The following is a 19,158-nucleotide window of genomic DNA, read 5'->3' as shown; positions in this document are numbered from 1 at the left end:
CAAGGAATACAAAAATGAATAAATTAAACTCAATCACATCAGTCGCTGCATTATTGGCTTTATCAGCTGTAGGCATCACTCACGTATCTGCTGCACCAACCACGACTACAACTGAGTCTCATGCATCGAAAGCTGCTGATGGGAAATGTGGCGAAGCCAAATGTGGTGCAAATAAGGCAAAACAACAACAAAAGTCTGCTGATGCAAAATGTGGGGCAAATAAAAAATCAGCAGAAGGGAAGTGTGGGACAGCTAAGAAAACTGCTGATGCAAAATGTGGCGCTGATAAAAAAGTTGCAGATGGCAAGTGTGGTGCTAAATAGTTTAGATAAGCTGAATGATACCGATACATTTCAAATTGTCGGTATCAGTTCAAAAAGGAAAACAGCATGGATGTATTGAATGGTGTTGGTTTAGGCTTAAGGCGTGATTTTATTGATACGTTTTTGAATGCGGAATCTCATCCAGACTTTATTGAAGTTGCACCAGAAAATTGGATGGGTTTTGGTGGACGACACGCCAAGTTATTGGCTCAATGTACTGAAAAATCACCTTTGGTGTGTCATGGTCTGTCCCTTTCTATTGGGGGACCTCATTCTTTAAATATTGAATTTATTCAACAGCTTAAGGATTTTTTAAAGCAGTATCAAGTTTCCATCTATTCTGAGCATCTCAGTTATACCTCTGATGGGGGGTATTTATATGATCTATTACCGATACCGATGACTGAAGCTGCGGTCAAATATGTCGCTGAGCGTATCTTACGTGTTCAAGACATTTTAGCGCAGCGCCTCGTTATTGAAAATGTATCTACCTATTTAATGCCAAATGCAGAAATGAGTGAGGCTGAGTTTGTTTGTGAAGTACTTGAGCAAGCAGATTGTGAATTATTACTTGATGTTAATAATGTCTATGTGAATAGTATCAATCATGGCAGTGATGCACATGGCTTTATCCAAGCGATGCCTAAAGAACGCATACGTTATATGCATATTGCTGGGCATGAACAAATGAATGAAAGCTTATTTATTGATACGCATGGTGCCGAAATTTGCGATCCTGTATGGCAGCTATTGCAATTTAGTTATCAACATTGTGGCGTTAAACCAACCCTGTTGGAAAGAGATTTTAATATTCCATCATGGCAACAATTACATCAGGAATTGACAACAATTAAAACGATGCAGCAACAGGAGAACGGTTATGGTGCTCAAAGTAAGCACTTTCCAATCCACTCAGCAGCAATTCTGTAATTGGATTCGTGAACCAAATGCTGAACACATTAAAATATGCGATCTTGAGCGAATGCAGATTTATCGAGATTTATTGTTCAACAATATGTGTTCATTTATAAATTTGGTTTATCCCATAGCTCGCTCTATTCTACCTGCGGCTCAATGGCAGTTTTTATTGGAAGAATTTTTTCAAAAAGCTAAATGCCAGTCACCTATCTATAATGATATTTCGTTGCAATTTAGAGAATATTTGACTGAAAACCGACATCCAATTTTAAGCCAATATCCTTGGCTAGAAGAGTTGTTGCAGTTTGAGTGGTTGGAGTTATATCTAGATACGCTTGAAATTGAAGACATTAACATTATTGAAAAGATAAGTTGGCAACTCAGACATAAAGTGTGGGTCTTGGCCTATCAATATCCTATTTATGATTGGACGGTTGATACAACGTTGACAGATATTGAAGTAATGCCAAGTGCAATTATGGTTTGGCGAGACCATCAGGATAAGGTTCGCTTGGAAAGATTGTCCCCCTTATTTGCGATGTTGATTGAGCAAATGAACCTAAAGATATACTCAGAGCTTGAGCTTCATGACTTAATTAAATTAATTGCACCAACTTTTTCTGAGCAAGAGATTACAATACAACTGAATCAGCTGGCAGCAACACTCACGAATCTAGGTTTGTTAAATCATCCTCAGAACAGTAATAGGAAGTGATCATGTCTGAGGCTGAATTGAATAATAATCAAGAGATATTGCATCAGCTTGAAAATCCTGAATTTCTAATGGATTTAAGACAACAGATGCTGAAGTTTACTGTTTTACAACTGTCCTCATTTCAGCAAGCTGAAGATGTGGTTCAAGAAGCATTAGTGAGTGCTTTGCAACATCTAGACTCTTTTTCAGGAAGAGCGGCGTTTAAAACGTGGGTTTTTGCGATTTTAAAAAATAAGATCATTGATCTGATCCGACAAAAGTCTCGATTGGTGACTATGACTGAATTATTTGATGAACAAGATAATGAGTTGAGTATCGACGAATTATTTGATGCCTCGGGGCACTGGTATAAATATCAAGCGCCTAAAGCGTGGCAAAGCCCTGAAGAAATGATGGAACAGCAAGATTTTTGGATTGTTTTTGATGCTTGTTTGAATCATTTGCCTGCTAAATATGCGCAGGTGTTTATGTTGCGAGAAGTAATTGAACTCAGTTCTGATGAAATTTGCGAAAGGTTAGAGATTACTGTCTCAAATTTTAATGTCTTGATGTATAGAAGCCGAACTAGATTACGTGAATGTCTAGAAAATAAATGGTTACTTAAGGAGGATTGCTCATGCTAACTTGCCGACAAGCAACACAGTTGATTTCCGAGAAACAGGATAGACCACTTCAGTTTATAGAGCAGAGCAATCTACAATTACATTTATTTGCTTGTCGTTCTTGTCGCCGTTATGGAAAACAAATCAAAACACTGCGTCAGCTTTCAAAAGCATTTAGCGAATACGAGGGTTAAATGTTATTAAGTATTTGGATTTTAGCTTTAAATCATAAGACTGAAATTTAAAAGATAAAAAATACCAACTATCTGAATAATTGGTATTAGATGCTTTAATTTTAAAATAGAGTGTTAATGTAACGTACTTTGATGAGCAAGCTCAATTTGGTTCAGGATATGATGGCTCATATTCTTCGCCATTTCTTCTTTCGCATAGAAAACTTCACCAATATTTTCATCGCGAATAACAGCAGCCTCTTCCTTGCTTTCAGCACAGATCAAGACCTGAATCTCAGGATTCAATTGCTGTGCAATATCGACAATACGATGAATATCTAAAATATCCATAGGGGAAATAACCAATAAGCGAGCATGCTGAATATGGGCTTGTATGAGTACATAAGGTTCAGTCGCTTCACCGCTTACGGCAGCCATTCCTTGGGCACGCAGTTTTTCAACAATCTCACGATTTTCTTCAGCAATCACGACCTTGATATTCTGTTGCATCAGGTTTTCACTAATGCGGCGTCCTACGCCACCATAGCCAATGATCACCACCTGATCACGTAAATAAGCTTGATCAACTTCATCTGGAAGCATGGCAAGCGGGTCGCCACTGCGTTCTAATAAGCGAGCTAAATGTGAGCGTTCTCGTATCCAGCGTTGAGCGGGTTCAATCGCTGAAAATACAAATGAATTTAAAGTTATTGAAAATAACGCACCAGCAAGAATCAAGTTTTGTGCATCTGGGGTGAGTAGACCAAGTGACAAGCCCAATGTTGCTAAAATGAATGAAAACTCACCAATTTGTGCCAAACTAGCGCCTACAGTGAGAGCTGTATTAATTGGGTAGCGGAAGAATAAAACTAAAGCCATCGCTGCTAAAGTCTTACCAATCATGATAATGGCGATGACCGCCATAATACGCAAAGGCTCTTCAATCAGGATACTTGGGTCGAACAACATCCCGACAGAGACAAAAAATAAAATTGAGAAGATTTCACGTAGTGGCAGGGTTTCTTCTTCTGCACGATGGCTAAAGTCAGACTCTTTCACCACCATACCCGCGAAGAAAGCGCCAAGTGCCATGGAAACGCCAAAAACTGCGTAGGAACCGTAGGCAATTGAAACTGCGGCAGCAACCACTGTGAGCGTAAAGAGCTCACGGGAACCTAAACGGGCAACAAACTGCATGATCATTGGCACAAGGCGTTTACCAATAATCAGCATGAATGCGATGAATCCTGTCACTTTGAGCAGGGTAATGCCAATCGTCAGCCAGATACTTTGTGAGGTGTCTGTACCAGGTAAGGCGTGTCCGCCCAGTAACATGGCGGTTGCAGGTAAAAGAACCAGCGCTAAAACCATGACAAGGTCTTCAACCAACAGCCAGCCTACTGCGATTTTCCCATTGACTGAGTCGAGTAAACCACGATCACTCAGTGCTTTGAGTAGTACTACGGTACTTGCACACGATAAACTTAAACCAAAAATCAGTGCAGAACCGAAACTCCAGCCCCAAAACATAGATACAGCGACACCTAAGAGTGTTGCTACAGCGATTTGTAAAATCGCACCGGGTAGGGCGATACGACGAACGAGTAATAAATCATTGAGGGAAAAATGCATCCCTACGCCAAACATTAAGAACATTACCCCGAGTTCGGCAAGTTGATTGGCGAGATGTATATCTGCCACGATACCTGGGGTGTTAGGGCTTATAATAATACCTGCTACCAAATAACCAATTAGTGGTGGTAGACGTAAACGTGCGGCAATATAGCCAAAAATAAGTGCTATACCGAAACCGACGGCAAGTAATATAATTAAATCAACATCATGAGGCATTGAAACTCCTTAATCATTGCGGTTAAGGTACAAATAATTCAGCATAAAACATGCCAAGAAAACAGCGAATAAATTGTAACAAGTAAAATCGGATTTGTTGATGACAATTTTTTTATTTATCAAAAAAAATTATGAAATAGTGATTCATTTTATTTTAGCCAAAACATTTTTTTAGCAAAAAAAACGACTTCAGTTGAAGTCGTTTTTTTAAGAAAACTAAAATTATTTAATTTTAGCTTCTTTGAAGATTACGTGTTGACGGATTTTTGGATCAAATTTTTTGATTTCCATTTTTTCCGGCATAGTACGTTTGTTCTTAGTAGTGGTATAGAAATAACCTGTACCAGCTGTAGAAACGAGGCGGATTTTATCACGCATTGTTCAGACTCCTTAGATCTTTTGACCTTGAGCACGGAGATCAGCAACAACTTTCTCAATACCCAATTTATCAATAATACGCATACCTTTAGTGGTTAAACGAAGACGTACAAAACGCTTTTCGCTTTCTAACCAAAAACGGTGGTGGTGCAGGTTCGGCTCGAACCGGCGTTTGGTTTTGTTGTTTGCGTGCGATACGTTGTTACCAACGATAGGACGCTTGCCGGTAACTTGGCAAACCTTAGACATGGTGAACTCCATTGCTAGTTTATATAGCACCGTTTCGTGCAACTAGCCATTCAAGTAAACGGATGAAATCATTCAAGGGGCGTTTTATACCAAAAATACGATTAAAAGACAAGCGAATTTGGTAAAAACAGGGCATGATCTCGTGTGATAGATCATGCCTTGATCAGCTTAACGGAATAGTGTTTTCAAAAGCAGTTTATGCGTTGGTTTGTTGTACGGCGGCAGAATGAATTTTAAACTATAAAGTTTAGGGTTAACAGGGTTAGACATCACTGAACGTTCGTTAGAGAAGCTGAAGAAGCCTTCTTTACCATGATATTTGCCCATACCCGATGCACCTATACCACCAAATGGTAGATCATCTTGCGCTACATGAGTGAGGGTTTGGTTAATACCAAAATGTCCAGAATGGGTACGTCCTGCAACATAATCAGCACGAGCCATATCAATATCAAAATAGTAGAATGCGAGTGGACGTGGTCGACTATTGATAAATTGAAGTGCATCTTCAATATGTTCATATTCTAGAATAGGAAGAATTGGACCAAAGATCTCATTCTTCATAATTTCCATTTCTGTGGTTACACCTGTGAGTAACGTTGGTGCAATTTTACGAACTTCAGTTAAAGATTCTTTCTTGCTGTTTAACTCGACGATTGTCGCACCTTGATCACGTGCATCTTCTAAATAGCCTTGAAGACGATTGTATTGTTTGTCATTTACAATTGACGTGTAATCTTTATTGTCACGTAGCGTTGGGTACATCGTATTCACAAAGTCGTTATAGTGCTTGGTGAATTCTGCCGTTTTGCCTTTAGGTAGGAACATGTAATCAGGTGCAACGCAAGTTTGACCTGCATTCCAAAGTTTACCTACCGCAATACGTTGTGCCACATCACGAATATTCATTGCCGAATGTACAAGAGCAGGCGATTTTCCACCTAGCTCTAAAATCACAGGGACTAAGTTCTGTGATGCTGCTGCCATCACGGTTTTACCGACAGACGTTGAACCTGTGAAAATTAATTTATCAAATGCTAAATGACTAAAGGCATCTGAAATCGCGCCACCACCATTGATAACACTCACAAGTTCCTGAGGAAATACTTCTGCAAGTGCATTTTCTAATACAGCACCAAACTGAGAAGATGCACTCGAAATCTTGATCATGGCATGATTGCCTGCAGCGATTGCGCAGATCAATGGGCCAACTGAAAGTAATAATGGATAGTTCCATGGTGCAATAATACCAATCACACCTAATGGTTGATATTGTACCCAGCCTTTTGCAGGTTGGTGTAACATACTGATATGGCGCTTAGAGGGCTTCATCCACTCAGTTAAGTTCTTGCTATAGTATTTGATATGTTCTAAACATGTTAGAACTTCGCCAATTTTGGTTTCCATAATGGCACGATTGCCATAATCTTGACTAATTGCGTTAGCAAATTGATCTTGATATTTTACCAAGATATTTTTAAGTCGAGCTAAGCGTTCAATACGTTCTTTGGCGCTTGGCACAGGATGGCGTTGGTAAGCTGCTTTTTGCTGTTCAAGCAAATCATGTAGCCGTTTCACATCAACATGAGGTGTCATAGCGGTTGTTTTTGTTTGACTGTTCATAGGAGTGGACCAAAGGAAAGCTTATTATTTTTTAATTTTTAGAGTAAATACTCTAAAGTGTCAAGTCGCTTTATAGGTTTGTTTTATAACCTATTGATAATGTTATAGATGGTTAAACTCAATGTCGCACGCTAAACCGAATAAAACAAAAGATAGAATTCTGCATATCAGTTTGCAGTTGTTTAATGAGCGTGGAGAACGTTCGGTCACAACCAATCATATTGCTGCTGAACTCGGAATTAGCCCAGGCAATCTGTACTATCACTTCCGTAATAAACAGGAAATTATTAAAGAATTAGCGCAGCAATATCAGGCTGAAACCTTGGAGATGTTGGCCTTGCCAACGGATCGACCTTTAAATGCCAATGATAAAATTAGTTATTTCCAAGTTTTGAGTAATCAGTTGTGGGCTTATCGCTTTATTCACCGTGATGTCTATCATCTTGTTGAAAATAATGAAGACTTCAGAAAAATATATCCTCGTTTTGCAGGGCAGGTGATGCAGCAAGGGCAAAAAATTTATCGTGCCTTTGTGGATGCCGGTTTGATGAAGATGACTGATTCAGAAATTGAAGCTTTGATTATCAACTTGTGGATTGTACTGACCAACTGGACTAACTTTTTGTATATGTCTGGTCATATCAGTGACAATAACCATTTGGAAGAAAAATGGGTATGGCAAGCTTTACGACAAATGGTATTTTTGGAAGGCCCTTATTTAATGGGCGAAAGTCGTCAAACGTATGAACAATTATTGAAATCTTTGGGGCCGTCAGACTTATTTGCTAGTTTATCTAATTTTAAAAATGACGATGATGAATAAGTAGGTATTTAGTCATAAGCAAAAAAGAGCTAGAATGCTCGGCTTGATTTTTAATTTTGATTCCAATAAGTGATATTAACCACATGAACACGACTACTGCCCATACGGCACGACTACTGATTACTTGCGAAGATAAGCCAGGGATCGTGCAAGCTGTATCGAGCTTTTTGTATCATCAGGGAGCAAACATTACCGCACTTGATCAGTACGCAACAGAAGCTCAAGGCGGACGTTACTTTATGCGTGTTGAGTTTGAGCTGGATCATTTACAGTCCCGTAAAGAAGCCCTGATGCAAACCTTTGCGGCCAATGTTGCAGATCGCTATGAAATGCAATGGAAACTGACTTTCGTGGGTGAATTGAAGAAAGTCGGGATTCTGGTTTCCAAAGTGGACCATGCCTTGCTGGAGCTGTTATGGCGCCATGCACGTGGCTCATTGCCTTGTGAAATCACCCAGGTGGTTTCCAACCATCCAGACTTACGCGAAGCGGTTGAAAACTTTGGCATCCCGTTCCATGTGGTGCCTGTCAACAAGGACAATAAGGTGGAAGCCTACGCCCAGATCAATGAGATGATGCAAGGCAATGACCTATTGGTTCTGGCGCGTTATATGCAAATCCTGAGCGAAGAGTTTGTTTCGCAATGGGAAATGAAGATCATCAACATTCACCATTCATTCCTGCCTGCTTTTGTTGGTGCAAACCCGTACAAACAGGCCTATGAGAAAGGGGTGAAGCTGATTGGTGCAACAGCACATTACGTGACTGCTGATCTCGATCAAGGTCCAATTATTGAACAAGATGTTGAACGTGTTAGCCACGATTACAATGTAGAACAGTTACGTGAGTTAGGCGAAGACGTTGAGCGTAATGTATTGGCTCGCGCTGTAAAATGGCATTTAGAAGATCGTATTATTGTAGATGGTAATAAAACAGTTGTTTTCTAAACCAAATAGATTTTTAAAAAAGCATGCTTTAAAGCATGCTTTTTTTATATCAATAATGCTATGTTGTAACATTTTATTTTAATAAGTGTAAATTGATCAATCAATTAAAAGATGTTCACAAAAAAATAGTTGCAAATGAAAACACTTCTCATTTATTATTGCGCCACTTTAATTGTTCTATCCGATGACTGAAATCGTTTTTCACTTTGTAAAGATTTCACCATCTATTAGGTACTTAGATTCTTATGAGTCAATCTCCTGCGATATTGAATATGCCACACTCGATGAAAAAGAAGATCATCACTGCACTTGTTGCGGTTGTGATTGGACATGCAGGAGTTCTGTGGGCAGTTAGCCACATGAAGCCAATTGAGTTAAAACCAATTGAGAAAAAGCCACTCAAGGTTAAGTTTGTTAAAATTACGGAACCACCTAAACCAGAACCACCTAAGCCGAAAGAAAAGCCCAAACCACCAGAACCTAAAAAAGAAGTGAAACAGGTCAAGGTGGTTGAAAAGGCATTACCACCACCTAAGAAAATAGAAAAAATTCAGCAGGTTAAAAAAGCCGAGGCACCGAAACCTGTGGTTGAAAAAGTTGAGCCAAAGGTTGAGTCGGTTGTGGTGAGCACGACTGTCACAGAAAAAGTGATTGAGAAACCTCAGCCTGTTGTTGAAGTGCCTAAAGCCGCAGCGCCGCCAGCCGATCCATCGCCAAAACGTGTTTCAATTGGTGGTTCAGGCGTGCAGTGGAGCCGTTCACCAAAACTGTCAGTGTCCGCAAAAGATCTGGAAAACCAGCCGCGTTCGGCAATGGTACTCATCGAAGCAGATGAGAAAGGTAAAATTACCAATGCCCGTATTACGCGTAGTAGTGGTTTGCCAGGTCTGGATGAAAAGATTTTACGTGCCGTTAAAAGTGCGAAATTTAAACCCTATATGGAAAATGGTGTTGCGTACCCAATTCGAGCAGAACAACCGTTTGATCTTAGTCCTTAACCAATTTGAGTCCTCGCGACAGATAAAATCAGGAGTTCGTGTATGAACTTTTCAGTTTATTGGCAACATGCAGATGCAGTAAGTAAAACACTGTATTTCATCCTATTAGCAATGTCGATTGCGACATGGACTATTTTCATTCTACGCCTATTGGGAACACGCCAGTTGAAGCAACAGGCCTATGCCCAGCTTGCTCAGGCTCTGGCAACCTTGAAATCTAAACTACAGCCTTTAACCTTTGAACAGCGCAAGGCGGTTGCGGAGCAGGCATTGCTTCGCCAGATCTCTGCCGAAAAGTCACAGGCGGAAAAAGGTGTCTCTGTTCTTGGGACGATTGCCTCACTTGCACCATTTGTGGGTTTGTTTGGTACGGTGTGGGGAATTTTCCATGCACTGGTCGCTGTAGGTACGAGCGGTCAGGCAGGCTTAGCGCAAGTCGCAACACCTGTTGGTGAAGCGTTGATCATGACTGGTTTGGGATTATCTGTAGCGATTCCTGCGGTATTGGCTTACAACATTTGTGTACGTTTCAATCGTGGCTTGGCACATGATTTACAAGATCAAGCGCATAGCCTGTTAATCGATACGATGTTGCAGCAAGAAACAACTATAAAAACAGAAACTAAAGCGACTCAACAAAGCTTAGTTGGAGGTCAGGCTTAATGGGTTTTCAATTGGGTGAAGACCACGATAGTGGCATGAATGAGATGAACCTCATTCCTCTGATCGACATTATGTTGGTATTGATGATTATCTTTTTAGTCACGGCAACGGTTGCGAACCCATCAGTTCCATTAAATCTACCAGAAACGCAGGCTGAAATTCAGCCACCACCACCTAAAGCGATGATGATTAATATTAAAGTCAATGGTGATATTTTTCTGGATGGACAGAATGTGAGTCTACAGGAACTGGAAACTAAACTTCAGGATGCTGCTCAGGCTTCACAAAAACCGACGGTTCAATTGGAAGCGGATGAAGAATCTAAGTATAATATGGTTGCTAAAGTCATGGCACTTGCCAGTAGTGCAGGTTTAAGTGATATTGCATTTGTGAGTGAAAACTAAAATTTGTTTCATAAAAAAAGCAACTCAGTGAGTTGCTTTTTTTATGCTTACTCTGTTTTGAGTAGTTCGAGATATTTTGAACGCAATTTTGACAGTTTTGGTGGGATGCTAAAATTGCAGTAACCTTGTGATGGATTACGGGCATAAAAATTTTGATGGTATTCTTCAGCAGGGTAAAATGTTGGTGCTGGGCTAAGTTCAGTTACGATATTGAGACCATCATTTTCTAAATTTTGAATAATTTTCTCCGCTTGCTGCATTTGTTCATCATTAAAATAATAGACAACAGAACGGTATTGGGTGCCAACATCATTACCTTGACGATTTAAAGTAGTTGGATCATGGGTGGTAAAGAAAACATTTAGGAGTTGAGTATAATTGATTTGCTGTTCATCAAAGTCAATCAGTACAACTTCTGCATGTTGAGTATTACCTTGGCAAACTTGATCATAACTTGGGTTGTGAACGACACCACCAGCATAACCACTCACAACTTTTTCGACGCCTTTTAGTTGTAGAAAAACAGCTTCTACACACCAAAAGCAACCTCCACCGAATAATGCTTGTTGCATAAATTTTCCCAATTTTTAATTCTAAGAATACTAATAAAGTATACGAAGTCAATGAAAAGTAAAAGCCCATCATCAATCAGAGATTTAGCTTTTTAGGTCACAAAATCAAATAACTGATTCAGTATCCCTTATAAATTTCATAAAAATTCACCTAAGCCCGAGCATATTTTTCCTATGTATTCATGATGTGGCATTTCTATCCACGATCTTGCAATAATTTCCGAGGATGATTGTGGATTCGCGATCATCAAGTGAATGCATATATCTTGATTGATTTAAATCAATCAAGATGGATTATAGAAGGAGATTCAGTATTGTTTTGTTAAAAAGCGAAATGGACTAATTTGCTTTTGGTAATCCATGTCGAATGATTTTCGAAAAATATTCACTGGATTGATCTAGTTGTTGTTCATATTTTTCAGCACGTGTATTGATCCATGCCAATTGATACCATTCTTTCATAGTATAATTTTGATTAAGTGCTTGTAGATCAAAAAGATAATTGGGTAAATAGCCTGAAGCCAGTAAACGATAATCTTTAGGTAAAGTTTGTGGGTTGATCGCTTGGATCATGTCAAAAACGAGTGTTGTACAGTTGCTTGTGAGCGTGTTGTACCATTTTGCTTCAGCACGCAACTCATCTGCTTTATGTAGATATTCGATAAATAGCGCTTTACGTTCAGTCTGAGGCATTCTTATTGGAAATAAATAAACTTGTTCATGACGAATATTACTTCGCGTATAAATCAGATCTTTTTCATCAGAAGCCACTAAACTGAGTTCATATTTACGGAAGAAGCCACCAATTGCGGAAAATTCTTCTCCTTTTTCTTTGCGAATCTCGATAGAAAAAACCAAAGGTTTTTGATCTGAGAAATCGAAACTCACTAGCGTATGCGCGATTTGAGGTCCCATCCAGTAGGATGTGATGACATTGACGCCTGTAATTTTATCTAGGTCAATTGTACGCTTTTCCCAGCGAATGTCATAAGTGCCGTCTTTATGCCAATTAAAATTACGCACATTATGCAGCTGTACTAGATTGCCTTGCTTATGGTAAGTAAGCTGCTCAGCGACTTCAGGATTCCAGTCACGATCTTGTCGAGCCTCTAATGAAAAATACCAGACCAGTGAACAGGCGAAGGCAACACAGTAAATTAAAAGATCAGTACGGCGACTAAAAATATGTCCACTGACATAAACACCAAGTAGACTAAGTGCAAACAGTGCCCAAAGAATGATAATGATTCGGCTAAAAATTGTTCCAAAAGGATGTTGAATCCAGAATGCCAGACATAACCAGATACTTGAGAGGATCACAAATAAGGCAAAAAAACTGTGTAATAGCCCAATGCCTAGCGCCAGTAAAAACTCACGTGATCCAATATTATGCATGATGACGCGCGATCCATTTTTTATTTTTGGTAGGTCGCAAACTCGAAAGCAATATTTGATTTTTCATCAATGTGTTGTTCTGAGTTTATTTTGCGAAAATCCTCAGAGATTTTTGGGTAATGTGCATCACCTTGTACATCTAAATCAACATGGGTTAATTCAAGACGATCAGCAATTGCGAGGGTTTGAGTAAAAATCTCTCCACCCCCAATAATAAATAAAGATGCTTTTTCAGCGTGTTGTACGTCTGTAAGTGCATGTGTCAAAGCATCTTCAATGCTATGTGCTACTTTAACGCCCTCAAATTGCCATTCAACATCACGCGTGATGACCCAATTCACACGATTTGGAAGTGCGCGTCCCATTGACTCTAAGGTTTTACGCCCCATCAGGACAACACCGCCTTGGGTAATCGCTTTAAAGTGTTTAAGATCAGCTGAGATATGCCACGGTAAAGCATTGCCCTTGCCAATACAGTTGTTTTTATCCATTGCGACTACGTGGACAACTTCTATACCTTGCCATGCCATTTTATATTCTCTCTGATCGATTTAAACTGCGACGGGTGCTTTAATAGCAGGGTGTGACTCATAGCCAATAATTTCGATATCCTCAAATTTGAAGTCAAAAATATCAGTAATCTCGGGATTGAGTTTTAATTGACACAACGGTAGCGGCTCACGCGTAAGCTGCAATTGTGCTTGCTCAAAGTGATTAGCATATAAATGAGTATCACCGCCTGTCCAAACAAAGTCACCTACACCTAAGCCACAAACTTGAGCAATCATATGTGTAAGAAGGGCATAGCTGGCAATATTAAATGGCACACCTATGAATTTTATGCCCCTGAATTTTTGCACAATATGCTTTCCAATAAGGGTTTTACCATCAAATTATAACTGTGCATTATTTATTTTGCACATTTGGTAAGCCCAAGTATATTCTAGAACGGTTAATTAGAACCAACTACTCATCTAAGTGTAATTAAATAAGTTTTTCCTAGAAAATTAATTATAGATATAGTTAATGCTTTTAGCCATCCTTTAATTCAAAAAATTGAATCTCATAGCCAAGTTGTCACTTAAACTTGAGTAACCAAGAAATGCTCTATCTTGACTTTGTTGCACAAACCTATGTCTAAAGGCTGATTCCACAATATAATTTTCAAATGAAGAAGCCTACACCTAAAATTTATCGTACAACCAATTGGTCTTCATATAACCGAGCACTCATTAATCGTGGAAATATTTCCATTTGGTTTGATCCTGCTACGCAATGGTATGCTCCATCAAAAGGCAAACAAGGACGAAATCAAACCTACTCCGACGTAGCCATCCAATGCTGCTTAATGATTAAATCCTTATTCCGCCTGTCTTTACGTATGGTCACTGGCTTTGTGCAAAGTCTGATTAAACTTTGCGGATGACATTGGACAGCGCCAGATTACACCACGCTTTGTAGAAGACAAAAACATATTGATATTACAATTAGCTACCAAAAAAGTAGCGATGGACTGCATCTACTCGTGGACTCTACAGGCTTGAAATTTCTAGGTGAAGGTGAATGGAAACGCAAGAAACATGGATCTGAATATCGTCGCCAATGGCGTAAGCTCCATATTGCTATAGATGCTGAAACCCTTCAAATACGTGCAGTACAACTTACCACAAATAATGTCAGTGATTCACAAGTACTCGAAGATTTACTTGATCAAATCCCACCTGATGAACGAATTGATTCAGTCTATACAGATGGTGCTTATGACACAAAGCACTGCCGACAAGTCATTTTAGATCGAGATGCACATGCAGTCATTCCACCTAGGAAGAATGCAAAGCCTTGGAAAGATAAGAAATTGAGATCTTTAGAGAGGAATGAATTATTAAAAACAGTCAAACGACTAGGTAGATCTCTTTGGAAAAAATGGTCTGGTTATCATCGTCGAAGTGTAGTGGAAACCAAAATGCATTGCATCAAATTATTAGGCGATAAATTAACAGCAAGGAGTTTTCCTAGTCAAGTCAATGAAATCCATGCACGTATAGCCGTGCTAAATAAATTTACAGAATTAGGCCGACCTCATACCCAAGTTGTCACTTGAATTTTAGCTCAATTAGGGGAGCTCTATTTTTCAAACCTTTGTGCAATAAAGCCCTCTATCTTTAGAATTTTATGTAACAATGCCTCATGTAATTATAACTTCCCGTACATTACTATGTAAAAAATCTATAATTTATGAGTTAGAAAAGTTGTAATATTTTCATCTAAATGCATTAACCAATCATGTAGCTCAATAAAGTCTAATCTTCTCTCACAGTTTTCAACTTTAGCAATATAGGACTGTGGCTTGTTTAAGGACAAGGCTAGTTGTACCTGCGTCATATTTTTATATTCACGCAGTTTAATCAATTCTGTAATAATTTTCCTATACCTAGGATCGTGTATTGAGCTCATAGCTCAAAATGGTGTACTATTTCAATAAATATACCAAAATGGGATATTTTATTTGTAAGTAAGACGCTGAGTTTTTTATGCCTAAAAATCATAAACTTAATTATTGTTTAATCAAGTTTTTATCAAGTCACAATTTTTTAAATAGTGAGTTTAAAACAATATTTGATGGTTTTACGAGTGAGTATCCTGAATTTTGTGGCTATCACGGTTACCAGAGAACCTATAATATAATCAGAAGCTTAGCTAAAATTAATTTGATTACAATTATTCGTCGTAAAAATCAAAGTTATGAATATTCATCAAATTATACAACGTCAGAACTTAACGCATATTTATTGAATAAGGGTATAAAATTTGATTTTCAAATTGAATTTGAGAAAAAGCTCAACATTTTGAAAGTAACGATGGAGAAGACACAGTTAGAAATTCAGTTTTTTGATCAATATATAAAAGAATTTCCACTGTTAAGAGATACTCTTATTGTATTTAAAAAAAATAGTGAACAACAGCTTAAGAAGCTAGAGTCTGAAATCAGTGTTCTTAATAAGATAAGTGCTCATATATAACATGAGTGCTTATTTGAAATCACATCCAAATTCAGTAGGGTCTGTTTGCAAATACTCTGCAAAAAATAGCGAGAAATTAGAATTCAATTGACAAACTAGATTCACTCCACGCTATACCTCGTACAATTCTCAAAGATCAAAAATTGTCTAAGTTGAAATCGATTCTCTCCAATTTCGGTATTTATCTCAAATATAATTTATGGTTGTTTATCGAAGCTATCCTTTATCGGATTAGAACTGGATGTCCTTGACATGATTTACCTTATTTTTTGGTTAGCCGCACTCTATTTTTAAGAAATTTAGTCGATGGATTTTAGGTTGTAAGTATTTGAAATGTTTAGGTTGTTTTGTGGTGGTGAATATTTGAAGTTGATCTTTATTGATGCGAGTTAATTTAACTCATTTGTAGACAAGTTTAATAAGTTCATCTTTGTGCTGACTTATTACATGATTAACGGCATGCATCACAACACACTTTGAGGCTTCATCATCTCCGAATTGCATTGGCACAACTCGACTCATTGAAGGTGAACGAGGTTTACGATTTTCAGTCGTAAAGTATTTAAGACGTTCAACCGTACTGCATCTCACAGAGTTTCTTAACATTCACTACATAACATATAATTTAGATTGGTCAAAAATCATAAAAAGAGTTTTTAATTATCCTGTTTTGTTGCTTAGAGATAAGATTAAATTTTTTTAATCGTTATGGTATTAAATTTGAAAAAGGAAGAACTAGTACTGTTATCGTGCAAACAAGAATATGCAATTAGCGTAACCTCCATTTTTCAGTACTAAAACTTATTACAAATAGAACTAAATTCTAATACACATAATCTCTTTGCAAAAATCACATTTTCGCTCGAACTGAGTCAACAAAATTTAGTACTTTGTTCAAACCACTGATGGTCTGAATCTGCTCAATTGGAACTCCTTTAGTCGCATCATTATAGGAATTCATGAAGTAATGAATCCATTCTGAATCTCTACCACTAAGGACATATACTGCACGATAAATTTCAATGAGCAATATTGCTAGTTCTCCTTGTTTAGTTGCAGGGTCTAGTTCAGGATTGGCTTTTAAATTACTGATAAAGTCACAATTCACCCCAATGATAGATGCAAGCTGTGCCTCTTTCAGGCCGAGCTGATCCGCAGTGTTAGGCAATGATTTTGCTAACACCACCTTAGGCTCTACATTAGATTGGGAAATATCTGTCTTCATAAGCTTCAATAAGATTAACTAAAATTTCCATTTCCTCAGCTTCAGGCGTACCTTCATCTGCCTGAAAGATGCTTTCTAAGCGAATAAAAACATTCGTAAGATCATCATCATTTCTAATTGGTTTAATATCCATAGATATTTCCTCACTCTCATCGTGTCCTCCACTTCCTAATACCCAGAAACAGGAGAGTAGACATCAATCTAGCCACATTATTTTAAAATTCGTATTTTTGTTTTGTATAATAATCTTCATCATAAAGCTATTTTTAATTTTAAACGTTAAATGTCAACAGCCCTTAATTAAATTATTCCTACATCTAAACAAACGGTCTAAAAATTAAACAGTTCTTACAGTAGTTGCTACGACATAAGATGACGTTGTGCTTTTGGTCTTATAGCTTTTCCCCTGCAAATCCACCACAATACTCTCAAAGAAATTTGAGAGTCATCTACGTGATTACAGGCGAAATTAAAAGCAAAATTGACCAGATTTGGAACGCATTTTGGAGTGGTGGTATTTCCAATCCTTTAGAAGTCATGGAGCAAATGACTTATTTGCTGTTTATTCGCCGACTCGATGAAATTCAGATCACCAAAGAAAAGAAAGCTAACCGCTTAAAAACTGCTGTAGAACATCCAATTTTTACGCCTGAACAAGATCATCTTCGTTGGTCGAAGTTTGTGACTTTGGGTGATGCTGCAACTTTATATAACACCGTTGCCAATGAAGTCTTTCCTTTCATTAAAAACTTAGGTGCAGAAGACGAAACCACCTACAGCCATCACATGAAGGATGCTCGTTTTACCATTCCTACACCTGCCCTTTTAACCAAAGTTGTAGATTTGGTTGCTGATGTGCCAATGGATGACAATGATGTGTGCTGAGAAAACAGGAGGTTTTAACTTGGTAAACTATAGACACTCATCAGGAGTTTACCATGAGCAAGAAACAGAAGACTTACACCGCAGAATTTAAAGTTGAAGCAATAAAATTGATTGAAGCCAATCAAGGCAATGTATCGGAAACAGCCAGACAACTTGGCATTTCAATGCAAACTCTTTCAAATTGGAATAATAAAGCAAAGACTGGCACCTTAGCAGGCACTAAACAATATTCACCTGATCTAAATGCCTTACTCGAAGAAAATAAAAAGCTCAAACAACAGCTCAAAACAGCTGAAATGGAACGTGAATTTCTAAAAAAGGCAGCAGCGTACTTTGCGAAAGAAAGTCAGTAAGGTACGCCTATATGAAACAGCAAAGACATTTATTCCCGATTAGCTTTATGGCTAGATTACTTCACGTTTCAGTGTCACGATTTTATGATTGGCTAAAACGAGGCATGAATAAAAGATTGGTTCAGCGAAATCAACAGACAATTTTGGTCAAAATAGCTCATGAGGAAACTAAACAAAGCTATGGCTATATTCGATTAACTAAGCATTTACAAGCGCAAGGTATCAAAATCAGTACGTATGCTGTACGTCAAATAAAAAAGCTCAACCAGCTGTATTGTAAGCGTCATAAGCGTTTCAAAAGAACTACGAAGAGTGATCATAATCGAGCGATCTACGCAAATTTACTAGAGCAACAGTTTTCAATGACTAAGCCCAATCTTGCATGGTCAAGCGATATTACATACATTTGGACTGCTGAAGGTTGGTTATACTTGGCAGCAGTAAAAGACCTGTACACGAAACAAGTGGTTGGCTATAGCTTAAATGAGCGTATGACCGCACAACTTGTTTGCAATGCACTGACTATGGCGATTCGTAATCAAAAACCAACGAAAGGCTTAATTGTTCATTCGGACAGAGGCAGCCAATATTGCAGCCATGAATATCGAAAGATACTGGAAAAATGTGATTTTCAAGGTTCAATGAGCAAACGTGGGGACTGTTACGATAATGCACCGATTGAAAGTTTCTGGGGCATACTCAAGAATGAATTAGTGCATCATTGCAACTATAAAACCAGAGATGAAGCTAAAGCAGATATTACAAAATACATTGTGTTATTTTATAATCAGCGAAGAATTCAAAAGAGTTTGGATTTTAAAACGCCAAATCAAATAGCAGAGAACTTTTATCGGTTAGCTGCCTAGCATATCCCAAGTGAAAGTCTCCTGCTAATTCAGCACATATCAAAAGGAAAGAAGATGAAAATTAAGTTTTTAACAGTTTCATTGATGCTTATTCTGCCATTTTCTGTTTTTGCAGCAAATACTGTAGTAGAAAAAGCGGTCATTGAATCAAATAATACATATAAGGCGAAGTATA

General features: G+C 38.2%; 23 protein-coding genes and 4 pseudogenes. 15 read left to right on the top strand and 12 right to left on the bottom strand.

What is annotated here, in order from left to right:
• Positions 1-14: 14 nt before the first annotated feature.
• The 5 genes from HYG88_RS10940 to HYG88_RS10920 all read left to right on the top strand — a co-directional run bounded on the left by HYG88_RS10940 (position 15) and on the right by HYG88_RS10920 (position 2,752).
• Positions 15-323, top strand: a complete 309-nt coding sequence (locus tag HYG88_RS10940; protein WP_005162471.1) for a hypothetical protein — start codon at positions 15-17, stop codon at positions 321-323.
• 66 nt (positions 324-389) lie between these two features.
• Entirely contained in the window at positions 390-1,253 is an 864-nt protein-coding gene (locus HYG88_RS10935; protein WP_178883083.1) for a DUF692 domain-containing protein, read from the top strand.
• Complete coding sequence (locus HYG88_RS10930; protein WP_178883082.1) at positions 1,204-1,956, top strand: DUF2063 domain-containing protein; 753 nt, start codon at positions 1,204-1,206, stop codon at positions 1,954-1,956. Before HYG88_RS10935 ends, HYG88_RS10930 begins: the two co-directional genes overlap by 50 nt.
• A gap of 2 nt (positions 1,957-1,958) precedes the next feature.
• Entirely contained in the window at positions 1,959-2,579 is a 621-nt protein-coding gene (locus HYG88_RS10925) for an RNA polymerase factor sigma-70 (RefSeq protein WP_178883081.1), read from the top strand.
• Complete coding sequence (locus HYG88_RS10920) at positions 2,573-2,752, top strand: zf-HC2 domain-containing protein (protein WP_178883080.1); 180 nt, start codon at positions 2,573-2,575, stop codon at positions 2,750-2,752. The genes HYG88_RS10925 and HYG88_RS10920 overlap by 7 nt, the downstream gene beginning before the upstream one ends.
• A 114-nt stretch (positions 2,753-2,866) precedes the next feature.
• On the opposite strand, the gene HYG88_RS10915 is transcribed toward HYG88_RS10920, so the two are convergent.
• The 4 genes from HYG88_RS10915 to HYG88_RS10900 all read right to left on the bottom strand — a co-directional run bounded on the left by HYG88_RS10915 (position 2,867) and on the right by HYG88_RS10900 (position 6,832).
• Complete coding sequence (locus HYG88_RS10915; RefSeq protein ID WP_005162456.1) at positions 2,867-4,582, bottom strand: cation:proton antiporter; 1,716 nt, start codon at positions 4,580-4,582, stop codon at positions 2,867-2,869.
• Between the two features lie 222 nt (positions 4,583-4,804).
• A complete protein-coding gene (rpmG, locus tag HYG88_RS10910; RefSeq protein WP_003654787.1) occupies positions 4,805-4,960 on the bottom strand; it encodes a 50S ribosomal protein L33 in 156 nt (51 codons plus the stop codon).
• Positions 4,961-4,972: 12 nt separating this feature from the next.
• Positions 4,973-5,209 (bottom strand): 50S ribosomal protein L28, encoded by a 237-nt coding sequence (gene rpmB / locus HYG88_RS10905; protein ID WP_004649871.1) that lies wholly within the window; start codon positions 5,207-5,209, stop codon positions 4,973-4,975.
• Positions 5,210-5,377: 168 nt separating this feature from the next.
• The gene (locus HYG88_RS10900; protein ID WP_178883079.1) at positions 5,378-6,832 is read right to left on the bottom strand and encodes a coniferyl aldehyde dehydrogenase; all 1,455 of its coding nucleotides are present in this window, start codon (positions 6,830-6,832) and stop codon (positions 5,378-5,380) included.
• 121 nt (positions 6,833-6,953) lie between these two features.
• On the opposite strand from HYG88_RS10900, the gene HYG88_RS10895 reads away from it, so the two are divergent.
• The 5 genes from HYG88_RS10895 (at position 6,954) to HYG88_RS10875 (ending at position 10,667) form a co-directional block, all read left to right on the top strand.
• The gene (locus HYG88_RS10895) at positions 6,954-7,655 is read left to right on the top strand and encodes a TetR/AcrR family transcriptional regulator (protein WP_178883078.1); all 702 of its coding nucleotides are present in this window, start codon (positions 6,954-6,956) and stop codon (positions 7,653-7,655) included.
• Between the two features lie 83 nt (positions 7,656-7,738).
• The gene (gene purU, locus HYG88_RS10890) at positions 7,739-8,602 is read left to right on the top strand and encodes a formyltetrahydrofolate deformylase (protein WP_004674600.1); all 864 of its coding nucleotides are present in this window, start codon (positions 7,739-7,741) and stop codon (positions 8,600-8,602) included.
• A 245-nt stretch (positions 8,603-8,847) separates the two neighbouring features.
• Complete coding sequence (locus tag HYG88_RS10885) at positions 8,848-9,600, top strand: energy transducer TonB (protein WP_178883076.1); 753 nt, start codon at positions 8,848-8,850, stop codon at positions 9,598-9,600.
• A 42-nt stretch (positions 9,601-9,642) separates the two neighbouring features.
• Positions 9,643-10,263, top strand: coding sequence for a MotA/TolQ/ExbB proton channel family protein (locus tag HYG88_RS10880; RefSeq protein WP_004674604.1), 621 nt, complete (start codon positions 9,643-9,645; stop codon positions 10,261-10,263).
• The gene (locus HYG88_RS10875) at positions 10,263-10,667 is read left to right on the top strand and encodes a biopolymer transporter ExbD (protein ID WP_178883075.1); all 405 of its coding nucleotides are present in this window, start codon (positions 10,263-10,265) and stop codon (positions 10,665-10,667) included. Before HYG88_RS10880 ends, HYG88_RS10875 begins: the two co-directional genes overlap by 1 nt.
• A 47-nt stretch (positions 10,668-10,714) precedes the next feature.
• Here the strand turns inward: HYG88_RS10875 and msrA are convergent, their stop codons facing one another.
• The 4 genes and pseudogenes from msrA to thyA form a co-directional block, all read right to left on the bottom strand.
• Positions 10,715-11,239, bottom strand: coding sequence for a peptide-methionine (S)-S-oxide reductase MsrA (gene msrA / locus HYG88_RS10870; protein ID WP_178883074.1), 525 nt, complete (start codon positions 11,237-11,239; stop codon positions 10,715-10,717).
• A 339-nt stretch (positions 11,240-11,578) separates the two neighbouring features.
• Positions 11,579-12,634, bottom strand: coding sequence for a DUF4105 domain-containing protein (locus HYG88_RS10865; RefSeq protein ID WP_178883073.1), 1,056 nt, complete (start codon positions 12,632-12,634; stop codon positions 11,579-11,581).
• Positions 12,635-12,654: 20 nt separating this feature from the next.
• The gene (locus tag HYG88_RS10860) at positions 12,655-13,164 is read right to left on the bottom strand and encodes a dihydrofolate reductase (protein WP_178883072.1); all 510 of its coding nucleotides are present in this window, start codon (positions 13,162-13,164) and stop codon (positions 12,655-12,657) included.
• Positions 13,165-13,185: 21 nt separating this feature from the next.
• Positions 13,186-13,470 (bottom strand): annotated as a pseudogene (gene thyA, locus HYG88_RS10855) (thymidylate synthase); the annotation flags it as partial.
• 332 nt (positions 13,471-13,802) lie between these two features.
• Here thyA and HYG88_RS10850 point away from each other — a divergent pair.
• Positions 13,803-14,735, top strand: a pseudogene (locus HYG88_RS10850) (IS5 family transposase).
• Between the two features lie 125 nt (positions 14,736-14,860).
• Here the strand turns inward: HYG88_RS10850 and HYG88_RS10845 are convergent.
• A complete protein-coding gene (locus HYG88_RS10845) occupies positions 14,861-15,088 on the bottom strand; it encodes a helix-turn-helix domain-containing protein (RefSeq protein ID WP_025467336.1) in 228 nt (75 codons plus the stop codon).
• Between the two features lie 77 nt (positions 15,089-15,165).
• Between HYG88_RS10845 and HYG88_RS10840 the strand changes: the two genes are divergently transcribed.
• Positions 15,166-15,654, top strand: a complete 489-nt coding sequence (locus tag HYG88_RS10840) for a hypothetical protein (protein WP_004668582.1) — start codon at positions 15,166-15,168, stop codon at positions 15,652-15,654.
• Between the two features lie 113 nt (positions 15,655-15,767).
• Positions 15,768-16,044, top strand: a pseudogene (locus tag HYG88_RS15445) (transposase); the annotation flags it as partial.
• 9 nt (positions 16,045-16,053) lie between these two features.
• Here HYG88_RS15445 and HYG88_RS10830 read toward each other — a convergent pair.
• The 3 genes from HYG88_RS10830 to HYG88_RS10820 all read right to left on the bottom strand — a co-directional run bounded on the left by HYG88_RS10830 (position 16,054) and on the right by HYG88_RS10820 (position 17,012).
• Complete coding sequence (locus HYG88_RS10830) at positions 16,054-16,245, bottom strand: hypothetical protein (RefSeq protein ID WP_228201689.1); 192 nt, start codon at positions 16,243-16,245, stop codon at positions 16,054-16,056.
• 259 nt (positions 16,246-16,504) lie between these two features.
• Positions 16,505-16,879, bottom strand: a complete 375-nt coding sequence (locus HYG88_RS10825; protein ID WP_178883071.1) for an antitoxin Xre/MbcA/ParS toxin-binding domain-containing protein — start codon at positions 16,877-16,879, stop codon at positions 16,505-16,507.
• The gene (locus HYG88_RS10820) at positions 16,854-17,012 is read right to left on the bottom strand and encodes a hypothetical protein (RefSeq protein WP_178883070.1); all 159 of its coding nucleotides are present in this window, start codon (positions 17,010-17,012) and stop codon (positions 16,854-16,856) included. Before HYG88_RS10820 ends, HYG88_RS10825 begins: the two co-directional genes overlap by 26 nt.
• 320 nt (positions 17,013-17,332) lie before the next feature.
• Here HYG88_RS10820 and HYG88_RS10815 point away from each other — a divergent pair.
• Positions 17,333-17,755: pseudogene (locus HYG88_RS10815) on the top strand (type I restriction-modification system subunit M N-terminal domain-containing protein); the annotation flags it as partial.
• 62 nt (positions 17,756-17,817) lie between these two features.
• Positions 17,818-18,983 (top strand): IS3-like element ISAba21 family transposase gene (locus HYG88_RS10810; RefSeq protein ID WP_085940850.1). Its coding sequence is split into 2 segments (ribosomal slippage): positions 17,818-18,076 and positions 18,076-18,983, totalling 1,167 coding nucleotides; the frame shifts between segments, so codons are not numbered across the junction.
• Positions 18,984-19,158 lie beyond the last annotated feature (175 nt).

The sequence above is a fragment of the Acinetobacter sp. SwsAc4 genome, from assembly GCF_013391535.1.
GTDB lineage: Bacteria > Pseudomonadota > Gammaproteobacteria > Pseudomonadales > Moraxellaceae > Acinetobacter.
The sequence above is the reverse complement of the archived record's forward strand: the minus strand, read 5'-3'. Positions and strand labels throughout refer to the sequence as shown.

Bases quoted from the DNA above. Each gene is read 5' to 3' on its own strand.
- HYG88_RS10920 (WP_178883080.1), top strand. From the start codon at position 2,573: ATGCTAACTTGCCGACAAGCAACACAGTTGATTTCCGAGAAACAGGAT.
- HYG88_RS10935 (WP_178883083.1), top strand. From the start codon at position 390: ATGGATGTATTGAATGGTGTTGGTTTAGGCTTAAGGCGTGATTTTATT.
- HYG88_RS10940 (WP_005162471.1), top strand. From the start codon at position 15: ATGAATAAATTAAACTCAATCACATCAGTCGCTGCATTATTGGCTTTA.
- purU (WP_004674600.1), top strand. From the start codon at position 7,739: ATGAACACGACTACTGCCCATACGGCACGACTACTGATTACTTGCGAA.
- HYG88_RS10875 (WP_178883075.1), top strand. From the start codon at position 10,263: ATGGGTTTTCAATTGGGTGAAGACCACGATAGTGGCATGAATGAGATG.
- HYG88_RS10885 (WP_178883076.1), top strand. From the start codon at position 8,848: ATGAGTCAATCTCCTGCGATATTGAATATGCCACACTCGATGAAAAAG.
- HYG88_RS10865 (WP_178883073.1), bottom strand. From the start codon at position 12,634: ATGCATAATATTGGATCACGTGAGTTTTTACTGGCGCTAGGCATTGGG.
- HYG88_RS10820 (WP_178883070.1), bottom strand. From the start codon at position 17,012: ATGGATATTAAACCAATTAGAAATGATGATGATCTTACGAATGTTTTT.
- HYG88_RS10840 (WP_004668582.1), top strand. From the start codon at position 15,166: ATGCCTAAAAATCATAAACTTAATTATTGTTTAATCAAGTTTTTATCA.
- rpmB (WP_004649871.1), bottom strand. From the start codon at position 5,209: ATGTCTAAGGTTTGCCAAGTTACCGGCAAGCGTCCTATCGTTGGTAAC.
- HYG88_RS10900 (WP_178883079.1), bottom strand. From the start codon at position 6,832: ATGAACAGTCAAACAAAAACAACCGCTATGACACCTCATGTTGATGTG.
- HYG88_RS10915 (WP_005162456.1), bottom strand. From the start codon at position 4,582: ATGCCTCATGATGTTGATTTAATTATATTACTTGCCGTCGGTTTCGGT.
- msrA (WP_178883074.1), bottom strand. From the start codon at position 11,239: ATGCAACAAGCATTATTCGGTGGAGGTTGCTTTTGGTGTGTAGAAGCT.
- rpmG (WP_003654787.1), bottom strand. From the start codon at position 4,960: ATGCGTGATAAAATCCGCCTCGTTTCTACAGCTGGTACAGGTTATTTC.
- HYG88_RS10825 (WP_178883071.1), bottom strand. From the start codon at position 16,879: ATGAAGACAGATATTTCCCAATCTAATGTAGAGCCTAAGGTGGTGTTA.
- HYG88_RS10925 (WP_178883081.1), top strand. From the start codon at position 1,959: ATGTCTGAGGCTGAATTGAATAATAATCAAGAGATATTGCATCAGCTT.
- HYG88_RS10930 (WP_178883082.1), top strand. From the start codon at position 1,204: ATGGTGCTCAAAGTAAGCACTTTCCAATCCACTCAGCAGCAATTCTGT.
- HYG88_RS10860 (WP_178883072.1), bottom strand. From the start codon at position 13,164: ATGGCATGGCAAGGTATAGAAGTTGTCCACGTAGTCGCAATGGATAAA.
- HYG88_RS10845 (WP_025467336.1), bottom strand. From the start codon at position 15,088: ATGAGCTCAATACACGATCCTAGGTATAGGAAAATTATTACAGAATTG.
- HYG88_RS10895 (WP_178883078.1), top strand. From the start codon at position 6,954: ATGTCGCACGCTAAACCGAATAAAACAAAAGATAGAATTCTGCATATC.
- HYG88_RS10880 (WP_004674604.1), top strand. From the start codon at position 9,643: ATGAACTTTTCAGTTTATTGGCAACATGCAGATGCAGTAAGTAAAACA.